Annotated in this window: 18 protein-coding genes; 17 read left to right on the top strand and 1 reads right to left on the bottom strand. The window is 68.1% G+C overall.

Features of this window, described 5'->3' with window-relative positions; translation table 11 throughout:
- Nucleotides 1-54 precede the first annotated feature (54 nt).
- From ACFVVK_RS14230 to nusB, 5 genes are all read left to right on the top strand, one after another.
- Nucleotides 55-609 (top strand): shikimate kinase, encoded by a 555-nt coding sequence (locus ACFVVK_RS14230; RefSeq protein WP_390268073.1) that lies wholly within the window; start codon nucleotides 55-57, stop codon nucleotides 607-609.
- Complete coding sequence (aroB, locus tag ACFVVK_RS14235; RefSeq protein ID WP_090953596.1) at nucleotides 609-1,700, top strand: 3-dehydroquinate synthase; 1,092 nt, start codon at nucleotides 609-611, stop codon at nucleotides 1,698-1,700. Before ACFVVK_RS14230 ends, aroB begins: the two co-directional genes overlap by 1 nt.
- The gene (locus tag ACFVVK_RS14240) at nucleotides 1,700-2,218 is read left to right on the top strand and encodes a tetratricopeptide repeat protein (protein WP_390267987.1); all 519 of its coding nucleotides are present in this window, start codon (nucleotides 1,700-1,702) and stop codon (nucleotides 2,216-2,218) included. The genes aroB and ACFVVK_RS14240 overlap by 1 nt, the downstream gene beginning before the upstream one ends.
- A 167-nt stretch (nucleotides 2,219-2,385) precedes the next feature.
- Nucleotides 2,386-2,949, top strand: a complete 564-nt coding sequence (gene efp / locus ACFVVK_RS14245; RefSeq protein WP_090953600.1) for an elongation factor P — start codon at nucleotides 2,386-2,388, stop codon at nucleotides 2,947-2,949.
- Nucleotides 2,949-3,359, top strand: a complete 411-nt coding sequence (gene nusB / locus ACFVVK_RS14250) for a transcription antitermination factor NusB (protein WP_390267990.1) — start codon at nucleotides 2,949-2,951, stop codon at nucleotides 3,357-3,359. The genes efp and nusB overlap by 1 nt, the downstream gene beginning before the upstream one ends.
- A 51-nt stretch (nucleotides 3,360-3,410) precedes the next feature.
- Here the strand turns inward: nusB and ACFVVK_RS14255 are convergent, their stop codons facing one another.
- A complete protein-coding gene (locus ACFVVK_RS14255) occupies nucleotides 3,411-4,679 on the bottom strand; it encodes a PrsW family intramembrane metalloprotease (RefSeq protein ID WP_390267993.1) in 1,269 nt (422 codons plus the stop codon).
- Nucleotides 4,680-4,814: 135 nt separating this feature from the next.
- On the opposite strand from ACFVVK_RS14255, the gene pyrR reads away from it, so the two are divergent.
- The 12 genes from pyrR to metK all read left to right on the top strand — a co-directional run bounded on the left by pyrR (nucleotide 4,815) and on the right by metK (nucleotide 17,954).
- Nucleotides 4,815-5,429: a bifunctional pyr operon transcriptional regulator/uracil phosphoribosyltransferase PyrR gene (gene pyrR, locus ACFVVK_RS14260; protein ID WP_390267996.1), complete on the top strand. Its 615-nt coding sequence runs from the start codon at nucleotides 4,815-4,817 to the stop codon at nucleotides 5,427-5,429.
- Nucleotides 5,426-6,496 carry an aspartate carbamoyltransferase catalytic subunit gene (locus ACFVVK_RS14265; protein ID WP_390267998.1) on the top strand — a complete coding sequence of 357 codons (1,071 nt, stop codon included), beginning with the start codon at nucleotides 5,426-5,428 and terminating at the stop codon, nucleotides 6,494-6,496. Before pyrR ends, ACFVVK_RS14265 begins: the two co-directional genes overlap by 4 nt.
- Nucleotides 6,496-7,881, top strand: coding sequence for a dihydroorotase (locus ACFVVK_RS14270; RefSeq protein ID WP_390268001.1), 1,386 nt, complete (start codon nucleotides 6,496-6,498; stop codon nucleotides 7,879-7,881). The genes ACFVVK_RS14265 and ACFVVK_RS14270 overlap by 1 nt, the downstream gene beginning before the upstream one ends.
- On the top strand, nucleotides 7,881-8,399 hold the full coding sequence (locus ACFVVK_RS14275) for a hypothetical protein (protein WP_390268003.1): 519 nt from the start codon (nucleotides 7,881-7,883) through the stop codon (nucleotides 8,397-8,399). The genes ACFVVK_RS14270 and ACFVVK_RS14275 overlap by 1 nt, the downstream gene beginning before the upstream one ends.
- A 4-nt stretch (nucleotides 8,400-8,403) precedes the next feature.
- Nucleotides 8,404-9,654, top strand: a complete 1,251-nt coding sequence (gene carA / locus ACFVVK_RS14280; RefSeq protein WP_390268006.1) for a glutamine-hydrolyzing carbamoyl-phosphate synthase small subunit — start codon at nucleotides 8,404-8,406, stop codon at nucleotides 9,652-9,654.
- Nucleotides 9,654-12,998 carry a carbamoyl-phosphate synthase large subunit gene (carB, locus tag ACFVVK_RS14285; protein WP_390268009.1) on the top strand — a complete coding sequence of 1,115 codons (3,345 nt, stop codon included), beginning with the start codon at nucleotides 9,654-9,656 and terminating at the stop codon, nucleotides 12,996-12,998. Before carA ends, carB begins: the two co-directional genes overlap by 1 nt.
- Complete coding sequence (gene pyrF / locus ACFVVK_RS14290) at nucleotides 12,991-13,860, top strand: orotidine-5'-phosphate decarboxylase (protein ID WP_390268012.1); 870 nt, start codon at nucleotides 12,991-12,993, stop codon at nucleotides 13,858-13,860. The genes carB and pyrF overlap by 8 nt, the downstream gene beginning before the upstream one ends.
- A 188-nt stretch (nucleotides 13,861-14,048) precedes the next feature.
- Nucleotides 14,049-14,366, top strand: a complete 318-nt coding sequence (gene mihF / locus ACFVVK_RS14295) for an integration host factor, actinobacterial type (protein ID WP_390268015.1) — start codon at nucleotides 14,049-14,051, stop codon at nucleotides 14,364-14,366.
- Nucleotides 14,367-14,407: 41 nt separating this feature from the next.
- Nucleotides 14,408-14,980, top strand: coding sequence for a guanylate kinase (gene gmk / locus ACFVVK_RS14300; RefSeq protein ID WP_390268018.1), 573 nt, complete (start codon nucleotides 14,408-14,410; stop codon nucleotides 14,978-14,980).
- A gap of 39 nt (nucleotides 14,981-15,019) precedes the next feature.
- A complete protein-coding gene (gene rpoZ / locus ACFVVK_RS14305) occupies nucleotides 15,020-15,280 on the top strand; it encodes a DNA-directed RNA polymerase subunit omega (RefSeq protein WP_090581074.1) in 261 nt (86 codons plus the stop codon).
- Nucleotides 15,281-15,332: 52 nt separating this feature from the next.
- Nucleotides 15,333-16,640, top strand: coding sequence for a bifunctional phosphopantothenoylcysteine decarboxylase/phosphopantothenate synthase (locus ACFVVK_RS14310; protein ID WP_390268021.1), 1,308 nt, complete (start codon nucleotides 15,333-15,335; stop codon nucleotides 16,638-16,640).
- Nucleotides 16,641-16,718: 78 nt separating this feature from the next.
- A complete protein-coding gene (gene metK / locus ACFVVK_RS14315; protein WP_390268024.1) occupies nucleotides 16,719-17,954 on the top strand; it encodes a methionine adenosyltransferase in 1,236 nt (411 codons plus the stop codon).
- The last annotated feature ends 8 nt before the right edge of the window (nucleotides 17,955-17,962 follow it).

Here is a 17,962-nt window from a genome sequence, read left to right on the forward strand (position 1 = left end):
AATACCGACGCGCCCTCCGCCGCAGCAAAACCCGCGACGGAGCACCGCGGCCCGATCGTCCTGATCGGACCGATGGCGGTGGGAAAATCGGCGATCGGACACCAGCTCGCGCAGCACCTGGGCTCCGCCTTCGTGGACACCGACGCCGTCGTGGTGGCCCAGCACGGATCGATTGCCGAGATTTTCGCCAGCCGGGGGGAGCACGCCTTCCGCGAACTCGAAGCCCGGGCCGTCTCCCGGGCGATCGAGGAAGCGGGAGGCAGCAGCACCGTCATTTCGCTGGGCGGCGGGGCCGTCCTTGACTCCGGTACGCAGCAGCTCCTGGGCCGCTGTACCGTGGTGTACCTCGAATGCGATGCCGAGACCGTGGCGGAGCGCATTGCCAGGAACTCGGGCCGGCCGCTCCTGGCCGGCGACGCCATGGGACGCTGGCGGACCTTGTTCGCCACCCGGCAACCCGTTTACGAACGGCTCGCCGATCTGGTTCTCGACGTCCGCAGCGGCAGCGTTCCGGAACTGGCCCGCCGGCTGGAAGACGCGCTGGGGGAGTACGCGGCGGCGAAAGCCACCGCCGTGCCCGCACCAGCGTCAACAAAGGAAGTTGAATAGTGAGTACCGAATCAACCGTCATCAAAGTCACCGGCCAAACGCCCGGCGAAAACTACGACGTCGTAGTGGGCCGCGGGCTCCTGGCCAGCGTGCCGGGTCTGCTGGGTGAGCGCGTCAAACGCGTCCTGGTCATCCACCCGCGCGCGCTGCGGCTCACCGGCGACACCGTGCGGGAAGAGCTCTCCGCCGCCGGTTTCACCGCGCTGACCGCCGAGATCCCGGACGCCGAAGAAGGCAAACACATTGAGGTGGCCTCCTTCTGCTGGCAGGTGCTGGGGCAGAACGACTTCACCCGCTCCGACGCCATCGTCGCCGTAGGCGGCGGCGCGGTGACCGACCTTGCCGGCTTCGTGGCCGCGACCTGGCTGCGCGGCGTCAAGGTCATCCACATGCCCACGAGCCTGCTGGGCATGGTGGACGCCTCCGTGGGCGGCAAGACCGGCATCAACACCGCCGAGGGCAAGAACCTGGTGGGCGCGTTCCACCCGCCCGCCGGGGTCCTCGCAGACCTCGACACGCTTGAGACGCTGCCGAAGAACGAGATCATTTCCGGCATGGCCGAAGTCATCAAATGCGGCTTCATCGCAGACCCGGCGATCCTCGACCTGATCGAAAAAGACCCGTCCGCGGTGGCCGATCCCCGCTCGGACGTGCTGCGCGAACTCATCGAACGCGCCATCAGCGTCAAGGCCCGGGTCGTCTCCGAGGACCTCAAGGAAACCGGCCGGCGCGAGTTCCTGAACTACGGCCACACCCTCGGCCACGCCATCGAACTCGCCGAACGCTACTCGTGGCGGCACGGCGCCGCGGTTTCCGTGGGCATGATGTTCGCCGCCGAGCTCGCCCGCAGCGTCGGCCGGCTCAGCGACGCCGACGCCGACAGGCACCGTGACGTCCTCGAAAGCCTCGGCCTTCCCATCACCTACCGCCGCGACCGCTGGCAGGCACTGCTCGACGGCATGCGGCGGGACAAGAAGTCCCGCGGCGACCTGCTGCGGTTCGTGGTGCTCGACGGCGTCGGCCGCCCGGGCATCCTCGACGTCCCGGACACATCGCTGCTGTTCGCCGCGTACCAGGAGATTGCCTCCTGATGCTCATGTCCAAGGGCGACACGAGCGACTGGCCGGACGCCGGATTCCCTGGAATCCGGATCAATCCGGAGACCCTGATGCCGGAGATCGTCAACGAGGAAGTCCTCGCTGAGGCCCGGACGGCCTCCACCGACCCCGGGGACCTGATCTTCATCCGGCTCGTCGAAGGGCACCCGGCCGAAGCCGCCGAGCTCCTCGCCGAGGCACGCTACAAGGACCCGGGCTCGCTCCGGCTGCGGATCTTCGAAGCGGACGTACTCCGCGTTTCCAACCGGTTCGACCGGGCCATCGAGGTGTTCCGCCAGCTCCTGGCGGAACACCACGAGACCCTGGAGGAGGCCGCGGTCCGCCAGCACTTGGGCCGGTCCTACTTCGCAGCCGGCAATGCCGCCGCCGCCGTGGAGTCCTTCGCCAGGGCCTTGGACTTGCGCGTAGCCGGCTCCGCCGACGCCGCTTTGATCTACGCCTCCACGGTGGCCCTGCAGCGCGCCCGGGAAGTGCTGGACGAGCAGTCCTGAGCCGCTGCGCCGCACCCCGTCCGGCAGCTGCGCGCGGGAACCGGTAGAATAGGTTTTGGATTTTTGACAAATACGCGCTGGCGGGCCGCATGGCATGCCTGCCCGGCATAGGACGTCCGGCCGACAGCACCGGTCTGGCGGAACGAGACAAAGACTAAGAGGATACAGTGGCAACCACTAACGACATCAAGAACGGCACCGTCCTGAAGCTTGAGGGCCAGCTTTGGAACATCATCGAGTTCCAGCACGTCAAGCCCGGCAAGGGTGGCGCGTTCGTGCGCACCAAGATGCGCAACGTGATGTCCGGCAAGGTCGTCGACAAGACCTTCAACGCCGGACTCAAGATCGAGACCGCGACCGTGGACCGCCGCGATTACCAGTACCTGTACCAGGACGGCGCCGACTTCGTCTTCATGGACACCTCGGACTTCGACCAGCTCACCGTCCCGGCCGCCACCGTCGGCGACGCCACCAACTTCATGCTCGAGAACCAGATGGTGAACATCGCCATCCACGAGGGCAACCCGCTCTACATCGAACTGCCCCCGAGCGTCGTCCTCGAGATCACCTACACGGAGCCGGGCCTGCAGGGCGACCGCTCCTCGGCCGGCACCAAGCCCGCCACCCTCGAAACCGGCTACGAGATCCAGGTGCCGCTCTTCGTCGAGAACAACACCAGGGTCAAGGTCGACACCCGTGACGGCAGCTACCTCGGCCGGGTCAACGACTAGTGAGCGCCCGCGGTAAGGCCCGCAACCGGGCCCTCGATGTCCTCTTTGAGGCCGAGCAGCGCTCCGCCTCGGCGTTTGACGTACTGAAGTCCCGCCGCGAAAAGACAGACCAGATCGTCAACCCGTATACCCTCGAAATCGTCGAGGGCGTGGTCTCCCACCAGGCCGCCATCGACGAATTCCTGGAAACCTATTCGCAGGGCTGGACGCTGGAGCGCATGCCCTCGGTGGACCGCATCATCCTGCGGATCGGCACCTGGGAGCTGCTCTACAACGACGACGTCCCGGACGGCGTGGCGGTCAGCGAAGCAGTGGCGCTGGCCAAGACGCTCTCCACCGACGAGTCGCCTGCATTCATCAACGGCCTGCTCGGCCGGCTGCAACAGCTGAAGCCTTCGCTGCTGGCCTAAGCCACAGAGTAGGAAGAACCCCGCCCGGTTGCCGGGCGGGGTTCTTTCGTCCTAGCCGACGACGGCGGCCCGGAGGGCGGCGATTTCGGCGAGCTGGTACTGCTCATCACGCTGGTGCGCCGGCACGTCCCGGCCGCTGAGGATCCGCTGCCGGGTGAAGGCAAGCCGGGTGGCTGCGTGAAGCAAAGCCTGCATCTGCGCCGCCCGGCCCACCGACCTGGCCCAGCGGAGCGCGGCGCGGCGGCCGCCGGTGGTGGCGAAAGCTTCTACTTCCGCAGCGGTGAACCAGCCCGCGGCCGCGTATTCCCGGAGCCGCTGGCGGGTGAGTCTGCGCTCCGCCACCCGCAGGAGCACGATGACCAGCACGGCCAGCAGGAAGATCGGCACCTGCACCAGCACGTACTGGGCCAGGAAATCCGGGCCCATCCTGTTCCAGCCGCTGTGCAGCAGAATCGCGGGGACGAGGCCCACGGCGAATGCCAGCACGGCCAGCCCGGTGCCTCCGCGGCGCGCGGCCAGGCCCATGATCAGGCCGGTGGTGCCCGTGAAAATCGCATGCGCGAAGGGCGACATGACCCCGCGGAGGAAGAACACCACCGCGAAGCCCGTGCCGGCGTCGGACGATTCGGCGATGGCGCGGCCGAAGTAGAGGATGTTCTCGGTGAACGCGAAGCCGGCCGCGATGGTGAAGGCGAACACGACGCCGTCGACCGGTCCGTCGAAGTGCTTCGGAGCGAAGAGCAGAAGCATCAGCAGCCCCAGCGATTTTGCGAACTCTTCCACCACGGGCGCCTGAACCGTCACGGCGAACGTCGCGTAGTCCAGTCCCGAGGCCGGTCCCGCCACCAGGGAAAAATACGGCTGGATGAGCATCGTCACCGCGATCGAGACGACGGATCCCCAGACGAAGGCGAATACCAGCAGCGGCCTGGGCTCGGGCTCCCAGCGGTCGATGAACCGCACCGCAAGCAGCACGGTCCCCAGCGGAACCAGGGAGGCCATGAAGCCAATCGCGAACCCGGCGATTCCGGTCCGGCCCAGAAGGAACGGCAGGACCAGGAAGAGGCTGAAGAACGCGAGGAATCCGCCGGCCAGCGCGAGGCCCACGACGCCGGCGGACCTGCGGCCGTTCGCGACCGCCGGGAGGGCGGCCGGGAGTGCCGGCTGGAACCGGGACTGGCTGTTGGCCGGGGCCCGCCGGTAGTGCTCCGGCTGGACATGTCCCAGCCACGTCGGGTTGGCCTGCTGGGGCAGCGGCAGCTTGCCGGGGGCCCGGTAGCCGAGGGGGTCGGGCCCCGGCGGCGGCTCGTTCATCGTCATGGACCCGAGCCTATGTGCGTGTGAGGTTAAACGCATTCCGGGGCGACGGGGCGCCAGTTCTGCTGTGGTAATTTGAAAGGGCAAATGATCCTTTTTTAATTCCGTCCCGTGAGGCGGGGAAAGGGGAGACGAGCTTTGACTTCTGTGCCATCAGCACCGGGTCCGGCGAAGGTTGTACTCACCAGGGTTGTCCTCAACCAGGCTGACATCGACCGCGCGCTTACTCGTATCGCCCATGAAATTCTCGAGGCCAACAAGGGCTCCCGCGACCTCGTCCTGCTCGGCATTCCGCGCCGCGGATACCCGCTGGCCGTGCGCCTCGCCGCCAAGATCGCCGCCGCGGACCCGTCCGTCGACGCCGCCGCGATCGTCGGCCAGCTCGACGTCACCATGTTCCGTGATGACCTCTCCCACCAGCCCACACGGCCGCCCTATCCCACGCAGCTGCCCCGCACCGGGATCGACAACAAGGTCGTCGTGCTGATCGACGACGTCCTGTATTCCGGCCGGACCATCCGCGCGGCCCTGGACGCCCTGGTCGACCTCGGCCGGCCCAGGATCGTTCGCCTCGCCGTACTCATCGACCGGGGCCACCGGGAACTGCCCATCCGCGCCGACCACGTGGGAAAGAACCTCCCCACCTCCTCCGCGGAAAAGGTCCGGGTCCGGCTTGAGGAAACCGATTCCGCCGCCGGCGGGGAAAATAGCGCCGCCCCCGTCAACGAAGTGGTCATCGAGGCCACCGCATGAGGCACCTGCTCTCCACCGAGGACCTGAGCCGGGCGAACGCCATCCGCATCCTCGACACCGCCGAGGAAATGGCCGCCGTCGGGGACCGCGAGGTCAAAAAACTGCCGGCCCTGCGCGGCCGCACAGTGGTCAACCTCTTCTTCGAGGACTCCACCCGCACGCGGATTTCCTTTGAGGCCGCCGCCAAACGGCTCTCCGCCGACGTCATCAACTTCGCCGCCAAGGGCTCGTCCGTGTCGAAGGGCGAATCGTTGAAGGACACCGCCCAGACACTTGCCGCCATGGGGGCCGACGCCGTCGTCATCCGGCACTGGGCCTCCGGCGCGCCGCACCGGCTGGCCGCCACGGACTGGATCGACGCCGCCGTCATCAACGCCGGCGACGGCACCCACGAACACCCCACCCAGGCCCTGCTGGATGCCTTCACGATGCGCCGGCACTGGTCCAGGCTGGCCGGCACACCGTCGGCCGGAGCCGACCTGGCCGGGATGCGCGTCGCGATCGCCGGGGACGTCCTGCACTCCCGCGTGGCCCGCTCCAACGTCTGGCTGCTGCGCACCCTCGGCGCCGAGGTCACCCTCGTAGCGCCGCCCACGCTGCTGCCCATCGGCGTCGAAAAATGGCCCTGCGCCGTCAGCTACGACCTGGACGAAACACTCGAAAAGGGCGTGGACGCGATGATGATGCTCCGCGTCCAGGGCGAACGGATGAACGCCTCGTTCTTCCCGACCACGCGTGAGTACTCCCGCCGCTGGGGCTTCGACGACAACCGGCTCCGCGCGCTGGACAGCCTAGGGCTCAAGGACACCATCGTCATGCACCCCGGGCCCATGAACCGCGGCCTGGAGATCTCGTCCGCCGCCGCCGACTCACACCGTTCCACCGTCCTTGACCAGGTCCGCAACGGCGTCTCCATCCGGATGGCGGCCCTGTACCTGCTGCTCGCCGGAGACAGCCGCGAACCGGCAGCCCCCGCAACGCACTTCAGTGCTGCCGCCGCAGCCCCCGCAACCCAAGCCAGCGCCGCCGACATGGCCGCCACCTATTCCCACCAGGAGAGCCACTGATGGCCGAACAGCAGCAGAACGCCAGCAACACCGGCGCCTACCTCATCCGCGGCGCCGCGATCCTCGGCGGCGCGGCCGAAGACCTCCTGATCCGCGACGGGCTCATCGCCGGCCGCGGCCAGGACCTCGACGCCGACGCCGCCGGGGTGAGGGACGCAACGGTCATTGATGCCCACGGCCTCGTGGCGCTGCCGGGCATGGTGGACATCCACACCCACCTGCGCGAACCCGGCCGCGAAGACGCCGAAACCGTGGAAACCGGCACCCGCGCCGCCGCCCTGGGCGGTTACACCGCTGTGCACGCCATGGCCAACAGCACTCCGGTCGCGGACACCGCCGGCGTCGTCGAACAGGTCCTTACCCTGGGCCGCACCGCCGGCTGGGTCGATGTCCGGCCCGTCGGTGCAGTCACCGTGGGGCTGGCGGGGGAGCAACTCGCCGAACTCGGCGCCATGGCCGACTCCCGCGCCCACGTCCGCGTCTTCTCCGACGACGGCATCTGCGTCCACGACCCGGTGCTCATGCGCCGGGCCCTCGAATACGTCAAGGCGTTCGACGGCGTCGTGGCCCAGCACGCCCAGGAGCCGCGCCTCACCGCCGGCGCCCAGATGAACGAGGGCGAAGTTTCCGCGGTCCTCGGCCTCGCTGGCTGGCCCGCGGTCGCCGAGGAAAGCATCATCGCCCGCGACGTCCTGCTCGCCCAGCACGTCGGCTCCCGCCTGCACGTCTGCCACGTCTCCACGGCCGGATCCGTGGAAATCATCCGCTGGGCCAAGTCCCGCGGGGTCGATGTCACGGCCGAAGTCACCCCCCACCACCTCTGGCTCACGGACGACCTCGCCCGCAGCTACGACCCCGTGTACAAGGTGAACCCGCCGCTGCGCACCGACGCCGACGTCCAGGCGCTGCGTGCCGGCCTGGCCGACGGCACGATCGACGTCGTCGGCACCGACCACGCCCCGCACCCGAGCGAACACAAGGAATGCGAGTGGGCCCAGGCGGCCATGGGCATGACCGGGCTCGAAACCGCGCTCTCCGTGGTCCAGCACACCATGATCGAGACCGGGCTGATGGGCTGGGCCGACTTCGCCCGCGTCACCTCCACCGCGCCCGCCGCGATCGGACGGGTCCAGGACCAGGGCCGCCCGCTCGAGGTCGGCGAGCCGGCCAACGTCACACTTGTGGACCCCGCTGCCCGCTGGACCGTGGACCCTTCTAAGATGGCAACCATGGGCCGCAACTCTCCGTTTGCCGGCCGGGAGCTTCCCGGCAAAGTGGTGGCGACGTTCTTCAAGGGCCACCCCACCGTTCTCGGCGGCGAACTGAACACCCCGTACCGATACCCGGCCGACGCCGTCGACGCCGGACGGGCAGGCCGCCGCTGATGGTCAAGGAGCTCTCCCTGATCTTCACGCTGGTCCTGATCGGCGCGGCGCTGACTCTGATCGCGGTCGGCTGGCGCAACCGGCTGCGCCGCCAGAACGACGTCGAGCCCCTTCCGGAGGTCCCAGCCGGACTCGGCGCCGCGCTGGCTTCAGCCGACGGCCAGTACGTCGCGTCCACCACCGCAGGGGACTGGCTGGACCGCATCGCCGTTCATCAGCTCGGCATCCGCACCAACGCCGAACTGAGCGTCCACCCTGACGGCGTGCTGTTCGACCGGGCCGGCGCCGGACCGGTCTACATCCCCGCCGGGCAGCTGACCGGCGTCCGGCAGGAAAGCGGCATGGCCGGCAAATTCGTCGAGAAGGACGGGCTGCTGGTGCTCAGCTGGATGCTGGGCTCCCGCGAGCTGGACACCGGCTTCCGGACCCGGCGCGCCGACGACAAGACAATTCTCTTCAACGCCCTGCAGAACCTCATCTCCGCAGCCACCCAGGCGGATACCGATAGTGGAAAGTAACAACGTGACGGACACCAACGCAGTTAATGAACCCGACGTGAGCGACAAAGCCGCGACCCCCGCCGTCCTCGTGCTCGAAGACGGCCGGATCTTCCGCGGCACCAGCTACGGCGCCACCGGCACTGCCCTCGGCGAGGCCGTCTTCGCGACCGGCATGACCGGCTACCAGGAGACCATCACCGACCCGTCCTACGCCCGCCAGCTCGTGGTCCAGACCGCGCCGCACATCGGCAACACGGGCGTGAACAAGGACGACGCCGAGTCCCGCCGCATCTGGGTGGCCGGCTACATCGTCCGCGACGCCGCCCGCCGTCCCTCCAACTGGCGCTCCGAACGCTCCCTCGACGACGAACTCGTCGACCAGGGCGTCGTCGGCATCCAGGGCGTCGACACCCGCGCCATCACCCGCCACCTGCGCGAACACAAGACCATGCGCGCCGGCATCTTCTCCGGCGCCGACGCCCGCGCGACGGACAAGGAACTGCTGGACCAGGTCCGGGCCAGCGCCCCCATGGAAGGCTCGCGCCTGGCCGAGGAAGTCAGCGTCGACGAGGCCTACACCATCGAGCCCAAGGACTGGGGCTGGGAGGGCGAGCCGGCATTCAGCATCGCTGCAATCGACCTCGGCATCAAGCGGATGACCCCGATCCGCCTGGCCGAACGCGGCGTCCGCGTGCACGTCCTGCCGGCAACGGCCAGCATTGAAGACGTCAAGGCCGTCAACCCCGACGGCGTCTTCATGTCCAACGGCCCGGGCGACCCGGCCACCGCCGACAACCAGGTGAAGCTGCTGCGCTCGGTGCTCGACGAGAAGCTCCCGTACTTCGGCATCTGCTTCGGCAACCAGATCCTGGGCCGCGCCCTGGGCTTTGGCACCTACAAGCTCCGCTACGGGCACCGCGGCATCAACCAGCCCGTGATGGACCGCCGCACCGGCAAGGTCGAGATCACCTCGCAAAACCACGGCTTCGCCGTCGACGCCCCGCTCGACGGCGCCACCCAGGCCCCCGAAGAGCGTTTCGGCCGGGTCGAGGTCAGCCACGTCAGCCTCAACGACGACGTCGTCGAAGGCCTGTCCTGCCTGGACATCCCGGCGTTCTCGGTGCAGTACCACCCCGAAGCCGCGTCCGGCCCGCACGACGCCGCCTACCTCTTCGACCGCTTCATCGAGCTGATGGACCGGACCAAGCAGGCCGCCGCGTCTGCAACCGAGACCAAGAATGCCACCGATTCCAAGACTGAGGACAAGAAGTAATGCCCAAGAGAACTGACCTTAAGAGCGTCCTGGTCATCGGTTCCGGCCCGATCGTGATCGGGCAGGCAGCCGAATTCGACTACTCCGGCACCCAGGCACTGCGCGTCCTCAAGGAGGAAGGCCTGCGCGTCATCCTCGTGAACTCCAACCCGGCCACGATCATGACCGATCCGGAATTCGCCGACGCCACCTACATCGAGCCGATCACCCCCGAGGTGGTTGAAAAGATCATCGCCAAGGAACGCCCGGACGCCGTCCTGCCCACCCTGGGCGGCCAGACCGCGCTCAACACCGCGATCGCGCTGGACAAGAACGGTGTGCTGGAGAAGTACAACGTGGAACTGATCGGCGCCAACATCGCCGCGATCGAACTTGGCGAGGACCGGGAAAAGTTCAAGGGCGTCGTGGAGCGCTGCGGCGCCGAATCGGCCCGCAGCCACATCATCCACACCATCGACGAGGCCCTCAAGGCCGCCGAGGACCTCGGCTACCCGATGGTGGTCCGGCCCTCCTTCACCATGGGCGGCCTGGGTTCCGGCCTCGCCTACGACGAGTCGGACCTGCGCCGGATCGTCGGCCAGGGCCTGCAGTACAGCCCCACCAGCGAAGTGTTGCTCGAAGAGAGCATCCTCGGCTGGAAGGAATACGAGCTTGAGATGATGCGCGACAAGAACGACAACGTCGTGGTGGTCTGCTCCATCGAGAACTTCGACCCCGTGGGCGTCCACACCGGCGACTCGATCACGGTCGCCCCGGCCCTGACCCTGACCGACCGGGAATACCAGCGGCTGCGCGACATCTCCATCGCCGTCATCCGCGAAGTCGGCGTCGACACCGGCGGCTGCAACATCCAGTTCGCCGTCGAACCGGACACCGGCCGCGTCGTCGTCATCGAAATGAACCCGCGCGTCTCCCGGTCCTCCGCGCTGGCGTCGAAGGCCACCGGTTTCGCGATCGCGAAGATCGCCACCAAGCTCTCGCTCGGCTACACCCTGGACGAGATCCCCAACGACATCACGCAGAAGACTCCGGCCTCGTTCGAGCCCACACTGGACTACGTCGTGGTGAAGGTCCCGCGCTTCGCGTTCGAAAAGTTCCCGGCCGCGGACCCCACCCTGACCACCACCATGAAGTCGGTCGGCGAGGCCATGGCGATGGGCCGCAACTTCACCGAAGCCCTGCAGAAGGCCCTCCGCTCCCTGGAGCAGAAGGGCTCGCAGCTGGACTTCAGCCCCGTTCCCGAATGGGAGGTCCCGGAGCTGATCGAAAAGTCCAAGCGGCCCACCACGGACCGGCTGCACCAGGTCCAGCGGGCCCTGCTCGGCGGCGCCACCGTGGAGCAGCTCTTCGAGGCGACCAAGATCGACCCCTGGTACCTGGACCAGCTGCAGCTGCTCAACGAGATCTCCCGCGAAATCCGCTCCGCCAGTGCCCTGACCCCGGAGATGCTGCAGCGCGCCAAGCGCCACGGTTTCTCGGATGCGCAGATCGGCGCCCTGACGAACAATTCCGAGGACGTTGTCCGCGGCGTCCGGCAGGCCCTCGGCATCCGCCCCGTCTACAAGACGGTGGACACGTGCGCCGCCGAGTTCGCCGCGTACACCCCATACCACTACTCGTCCTACGACGAGGAGGACGAGGTCGCGCTGCACGCCAAGCCCTCGGTGATCATCCTCGGCTCCGGGCCCAACCGGATCGGCCAGGGCATCGAGTTCGACTACTCCTGCGTGCACGCCTCGATGGCCCTGCGCAAGGCCGGCTACGAGACGGTGATGGTCAACTGCAACCCGGAAACCGTCTCCACCGACTACGACGTGTCCACCCGGCTGTACTTCGAACCGCTCACGCTCGAGGACGTCCTGGAGATCATCGCGGCCGAGGAGCGCACCGGCGGCGTGATGGGCGTGTTCGTCCAGCTCGGCGGCCAGACTCCGCTCAAGCTTGCCCAGCAGCTCGCCGACGCCGGCGTGCCGATCCTCGGCACGTCCCCGGAAGCGATCGACCTCGCGGAGCACCGCGGCGCCTTCGCCCGGGTCCTGGACGAGGCCGGCCTGGTCTCGCCGAAGAACGGCACGGCCGTGTCGTTCGAGGACGCCAAGAAGATCGCCGACGAAATCGGCTATCCGGTGCTGGTCCGCCCCTCCTACGTGCTTGGCGGCCGCGGCATGGAAATCGTCTATGACGAGCCGAACCTGTCCCGCTACATCGCCAACGCCACCGAGATCACCCCGGACCACCCGGTCCTGATCGACCGCTTCCTCGAGGACGCCGTCGAAATCGACGTCGACGCCCTCTACGACGGAACCGACATGTATCTTGGCGGCATCATGGAGCACATCGAAGAGGCCGGCATCCACTCCGGCGACTCCGCGTGCGTCCTGCCGCCGATCACGCTCGGGAACAACGTCCTGGAGCGCGTCCGGACCGCAACCCGCGCGATCGCCGAGGGCGTCGGCGTCCGCGGCCTGATCAACATCCAGTTCGCCCTGGCCTCCGACGTCCTGTACGTGCTCGAAGCCAACCCGCGTGCCTCCCGGACGGTCCCGTTCGTCTCCAAGGCCACGGGCGTCCAGATGGCGAAGGCCGCGGCCCTGATCGGCACCGGCGTCACCATCAACCAGCTCCGCAGCGCCTACAAGATGCTGCCGGAGGCCGGCGACGGCTCCTCCCTGCCGCTGGACGCCCCTGTTTCGGTCAAGGAGGCAGTGCTGCCCTTCAGCCGCTTCCGCACCCCCGAGGGCAAGGTCGTGGACTCCCTGCTGGGACCGGAAATGCGCTCCACCGGTGAGGTCATGGGCATCGACAAGCATTTCGACACCGCCTTCGCCAAGAGCCAGGCGGCGGCCAACAACGCCCTGCCCACCGAGGGCAAGGTCTTCGTGTCCGTGGCGAACCGCGACAAGCGCTCGGTGATCATGGGCGTCAAACGGCTCTCCGACCTGGGCTTCGAGATCGTCTCCACCGGCGGCACAGCCGACGTCCTGCGCCGCAACGGCATCCAGGCAACCCCGGTCCGCAAGGTCGCCGAAGGTTCCAGCGCCGAAGGCGAGGGCACCATCGCGGACCTGATTGTCGCCGGCGATATCGACATGGTCTTCAACACGCCCTCAGGCGGCGAAGCCCGCAGCGACGGCTACGAACTGCGCGCTGCCGCGACGTCGATCGGCATCCCGTGCATCACCACCGTGGCGGAGTTCAACGCGGCCGTCCAGGCCATCGAGGCGCTGCGTACCTACGCGTGGTCGGTGACCAGCCTGCAGGAGCACGCCGCAGCCCTCGCGGCCGCACAGAACGCGGCCCCGCAGAACACCGCCCCGCAGAATGCCGCCCCGCAGAATGCCTGACGGGGCGGGCGCGGGCAAGACGGCCGGCCGGGAGTCTTTCGGCTCCCGGCTGGGCCGGGCCATGGCTGATCGCGGGCCCCTGTGCGTCGGCATCGACCCGCACCCGGCACTGCTGCAGCGCTGGGGCTTGGGGGACGACGCCGCCGGACTGGAGCGCTTTTCGCTGACGGTGCTGGAGGCCGTGGCGTCCCTCGCTGCCGCGGTCAAGCCGCAAGTGGCGCTCTACGAACGGCACGGTTCTGCAGGCATGGCCGTGCTCGAGCGCACACTGGCCGCCGCGGCGGAGGCCTCGGTGTTGACCATCGCGGACGCCAAACGCGGCGACATCGGATCCACGATGGCGGCGTATGCCGACGCTTGGCTGCGGGACGGCTCCGCGCTGGCCGCCGATTCGGTGACGCTGAGCCCGTATTTGGGCTTTGAGTCGCTGCGTCCCGCCCTCGACCTTGCGGCAGATACCGGGCGCGGCGTGTTCGTGCTGGCCCTAACCTCCAACCCGGAGGGCGCCTCGGTCCAGCACGTCGGCGGGGCGGACTCCGTGGCCCGGCGCATCACGGCGGCGGCTGCGGCGGAGAACAGCCGATATGACGGTTCCCTCGGTTCCGTGGGCCTCGTGGTCGGCGCGACGGTCGGCTCCGCGCTCACCGAGCTGAAGCTGGACCTGGCGGCAGTCCGCGGGCCCATCCTTGCCCCGGGCCTGGGTGCCCAGGGGGCCACTGCCGCGGACCTGCGGCGCACTTTCGGTGCGGCGTACTCCCAGGTCCTGGGCACGTCCAGCCGGGACATCCTCAGCGCCGGACCGGAGCCGAAGGCCCTTCAGGACGCGGCACGGCGCACGCTCGACGAGCTCCTCTCGGCCTAGCCAAACAGGCAGCGCGGGCGCCTGCCGGCCCGGGACCGCATGGGCTGGTCCCGGGCAGGCAGGCTCTCGCCGCACAGTTGCCGGACTACAGCCCGACTGCGCAGATTTCCATTGATTTCTGCCGTCGCCGGAAGTAGGTTCAGGGCAAGGGCACGGGTGCCCCGTCCGGCCATGCAGGGAGGACTTCAATGACTTTGAGACCCCTCACTCCGCAGGAGCGTTCCGACGCCCTACATAAGGCTGCCGCCGCACGGGCCACCAGGGCGGAGGCCAAGGAGCGCCTCAAGACGGGGGAGCTGACCATCGCCAAGGTCATCAGTTCCGCGGAAACCGACGACGCCATAGCCCGCATGAGGATCGTGGAGCTGCTCGAAGCCCTCCCGGGAATCGGCCGGGTCCGCGCGGCAGCCATCATGGACCAGCTCGGCATCGCGCAGTCGCGGCGGGTCCGCGGCCTGGGAGTCCACCAGCGCCGGGCGCTGGTAGATTTTATTGACGACAAATAGTTCGGTCCGCCGAGCTGCCCCTCCACTGCCCAAAGGAATATGTGAGCAAGAAACCGGGACTGACAGTCCTCGCCGGTCCGACGGCTGTTGGTAAAGGCACCGTGTCCACTTACATCCGGGACAACTACCCCGAAGTCTGGCTTTCCGTCTCAGCCACAACACGCGCCCCGCGGCCCGGCGAGATCGACGGGGTGCACTACTTCTTCAAGTCCAAGGAGGAGTTCGAGTCCCTGGTGGCCGCCGGCGAACTCCTGGAATGGGCCGTGGTGCATGGGCAAAACACCTACGGGACGCTGAAGAGCACCGTAAACCAGGCCATCGCCGAGGGCCGCTCGGTGCTGCTGGAGATCGATCTGCAGGGCGCACGGCAGGTCAAGCAGGCCGTTCCGGACGCGCAGTTCGTCTTCCTGGCCCCGCCCAGCTGGGAAGAATTGGTCCGCCGGCTGGTGGGCCGTGGCACGGAATCAGCCGAGGAACAGCAGCGACGGCTGGAAACCGGTAAAGTAGAACTTGCCGCTGAGCCGGAGTTCGACCACACTGTCATCAATGATGACGTTCGACGCGCAGCGGACGAGCTTGTTTCACTCATGGGGCTCACCCCGCACCCGCACTAGCCGCCGGGTCGGATCGGCCCGTTAGAATTTGGAGAATTCGTGTCCACGAACCTTGAAGGCATCATCAACCCGCCGATCGACGAGCTGCTGAAGGCCGCCGACTCGAAGTACGGACTGGTGATTTTCGGTGCCAAGCGCGCACGCCAGATCAATGCGTACTACGCCCAGCTGCACGAGGGCCTGTTCGAGTACGTCGGTCCGCTGGTTGACACCAAGCTGAACGAGAAGTCCCTCTCGATCGCCCTGCGTGAGATCAACGAAGGCAAGCTCGTTTCCACGCCGATCGAAGCCGCAGAGTAAAGTCCCCTGCGGGAAGAGCAAAGTAAACAGGCTGCTGGGTGACGGAGATCACGTGCGCATAGTCCTCGGAGTCGGGGGAGGGATTGCCGCCTATAAGGTGGCGTCGCTCCTCCGGCTTTTTACTGAAGCCGGCCATGACGTCACCGTCATTCCCACCGAGGCCGCCACCCGCTTCGTCGGCGTAGCCACCTGGGAGGCCCTTTCCGGGCACCCGGTCAGCAACAGCGTGTTCGACGCCGTCGACACCGTCAACCATGTCCGCCTCGGCCATCAGGCCGAGCTGATCGTCGTGGCCCCGGCCACGGCCGATCTCCTGGCCCGTGCGGCCACGGGGCAGGCCGATGACCTGCTCACCAACACGCTCCTGATGGCCGGCGACTGCCCCGTGCTGATGGCCCCGGCCATGCACACCGAAATGTGGCAGCACCCGGCCACCCAGGCCAACGTCGAATCCCTGCGCAGCCGGGGCGTCACTGTCCTGGAACCCGCGAGTGGCAGGCTGACCGGCGCCGACTCCGGTCCCGGCCGGCTGCCCGAGCCCGGGGCGATCTTCACCGCCGCCATGACTCTCGCCGGCGCATCCGCCGCCCCGGCAGGCCAGCCTGCCGGTCCTGGCAGCCAGCCCCACCCGAACACCGAAGATGCGGCCGCCGGAGCATCTGCGGCCGGGCCTTTGGCCGGTCTCACCGTCACCGTCAGCGCCGGAGGCACCCGCGAACCGCTGGACCCCGTCCGGTTCCTCGGCAACCGCTCCTCCGGGAAACAGGGCGCAGCCCTGGCCGCGGCCGCCCGCGACGCTGGCGCCCGGGTCCGCCTGCTGGCCGCGCACATGGAGGTCCCCGCACCCGACGGCGTCGAGCTCATCCAGGTCGAAACCGCCCTGGAACTGCGGAAGGCGGCGCTGCACGCCGCCGCCGACTCCGACGTCGTCATCATGGCAGCTGCCGTCGCGGACTTCCGCCCGGCGGACGTCTCCGACACCAAAATCAAAAAGCGCGACGACGTCGCGGACCCCGTGATCAACCTCGTGCGGAACCCCGACATCCTGCGCGAACTCGTCGAGGTCCGCGACGCCGCGGCCCGGAATCAGCTGGTCGTCGGATTTGCCGCCGAAACCGGTGATGCCGGCGGTGACGTTCTGGAGTACGCCCGGGCCAAGCTGCGCCGGAAGGCCTGCGACCTGCTGGTGGTCAACCAGGTGGGCCGGGACAAAGTCTTCGGCGAAGACACGAACTCCGTGGTCATCCTTTCCCGCGCCGGCGCCGAACCCCAAGAGGCGTCGGGTTCCAAATCCGACGTCGCGGCTGCCGTGATCGACCGGATCAGCGCAGAGCTGGCCCGGGTTGTGCCGCCGGTCTAAGCCCGGCGTAACCAAGGTCTCCTTAGCATGGGGACACACGCCGCCGGACGTCCGTTTTCCAACCAGTAAGGTAGTTGAGTGACTTTACCGCTGCACATCCCTGACTTCCATGGGTCCACGCCCGCCGCGCTCCGGCTCTTCACGTCCGAGTCGGTGACCGAAGGGCACCCTGACAAGATCTGCGACCAGATCAGCGATGCGATCCTCGACGCCCTGCTGGACAAAGACCCGGAATCCCGGGTGGCTGTGGAGACGCTGGCCACCACCGGGCTGGTGCACGTGGCCGGCGAGGTCACCACCGACGCCTACGTCGAAATCCCGCAGATCGTCCGCGAGACCATCCTGGGCATCGGGTACGACTCTTCCGCCAACGGCTTTGACGGGGCGCGGTGCGGCGTCTCGGTGTCCATCGGCCAGCAGTCCAACGATATCGCCGGTGGCGTGTTCAACTCCCTCGAGGCCCGCGAAGGCCGCCAGGAAGACGACTACGACCTCCAGGGTGCCGGCGACCAGGGACTCATGTTCGGCTACGCCAGCGACGAGACCCCGTCCTACATGCCCGTGCCGATCTGGCTCGCGCACCGGCTCTCCGAGCGCCTGACCGAGGTCCGGAAGAACGGCGAACTCGCGTACCTGCGCCCGGACGGCAAAACCCAGGTCACGGTGGGCTACGACGGCGACCGGCCGGTCTCGGTCGAGACGGTCGTCATCTCGAGCCAGCACGCCGAAGGCGCCAGCCTGGAGCAACTCCGCGCCGATCTCGCCACGCACGTGGTGGAGCCGGTGATGGCGCTGTCCAACCTGGACATCTCCCGGACCCGCAACATCCTCAACCCCGCGGGCGCGTTCGTCATTGGCGGACCCGTGGGCGATGCCGGCCTCACCGGCCGCAAGATCATCGTCGACACGTACGGCGGCATGGCCCGCCACGGCGGCGGCGCGTTCTCGGGCAAGGACCCGTCGAAGGTGGACCGCTCGGCCGCCTACGCCATGCGCTGGGTCGCCAAGAACGTGGTGGCGGCAGGCCTGGCCAAGCGCGCCGAAATCCAGATCGCCTACGCGATCGGACAGGCCCGCCCGGTGGGCACCTACGTGGAGACGTTTGGAACCGAAACCGTGGACCCGGCGCGGATCAGCGCGGCGATCGCCGAGATTTTCGACCTCCGCCCGCGGGCCATCATCGACGCGCTCGACCTCAAGCGCCCGATCTACGCGAAGACCGCAGCCCACGGCCACTTCGGCCGCGAAGAACCGGATTTCACGTGGGAACGCCTGGACCGGGTGGACGAGTTGAAGGCGTTCTTCAACGCCTAAAGCCGCGT

Origin of the sequence: Arthrobacter sp. NPDC058192, assembly GCF_042883665.1 — a bacterium.
In the GTDB taxonomy this organism is placed as follows: domain Bacteria; phylum Actinomycetota; class Actinomycetes; order Actinomycetales; family Micrococcaceae; genus Arthrobacter.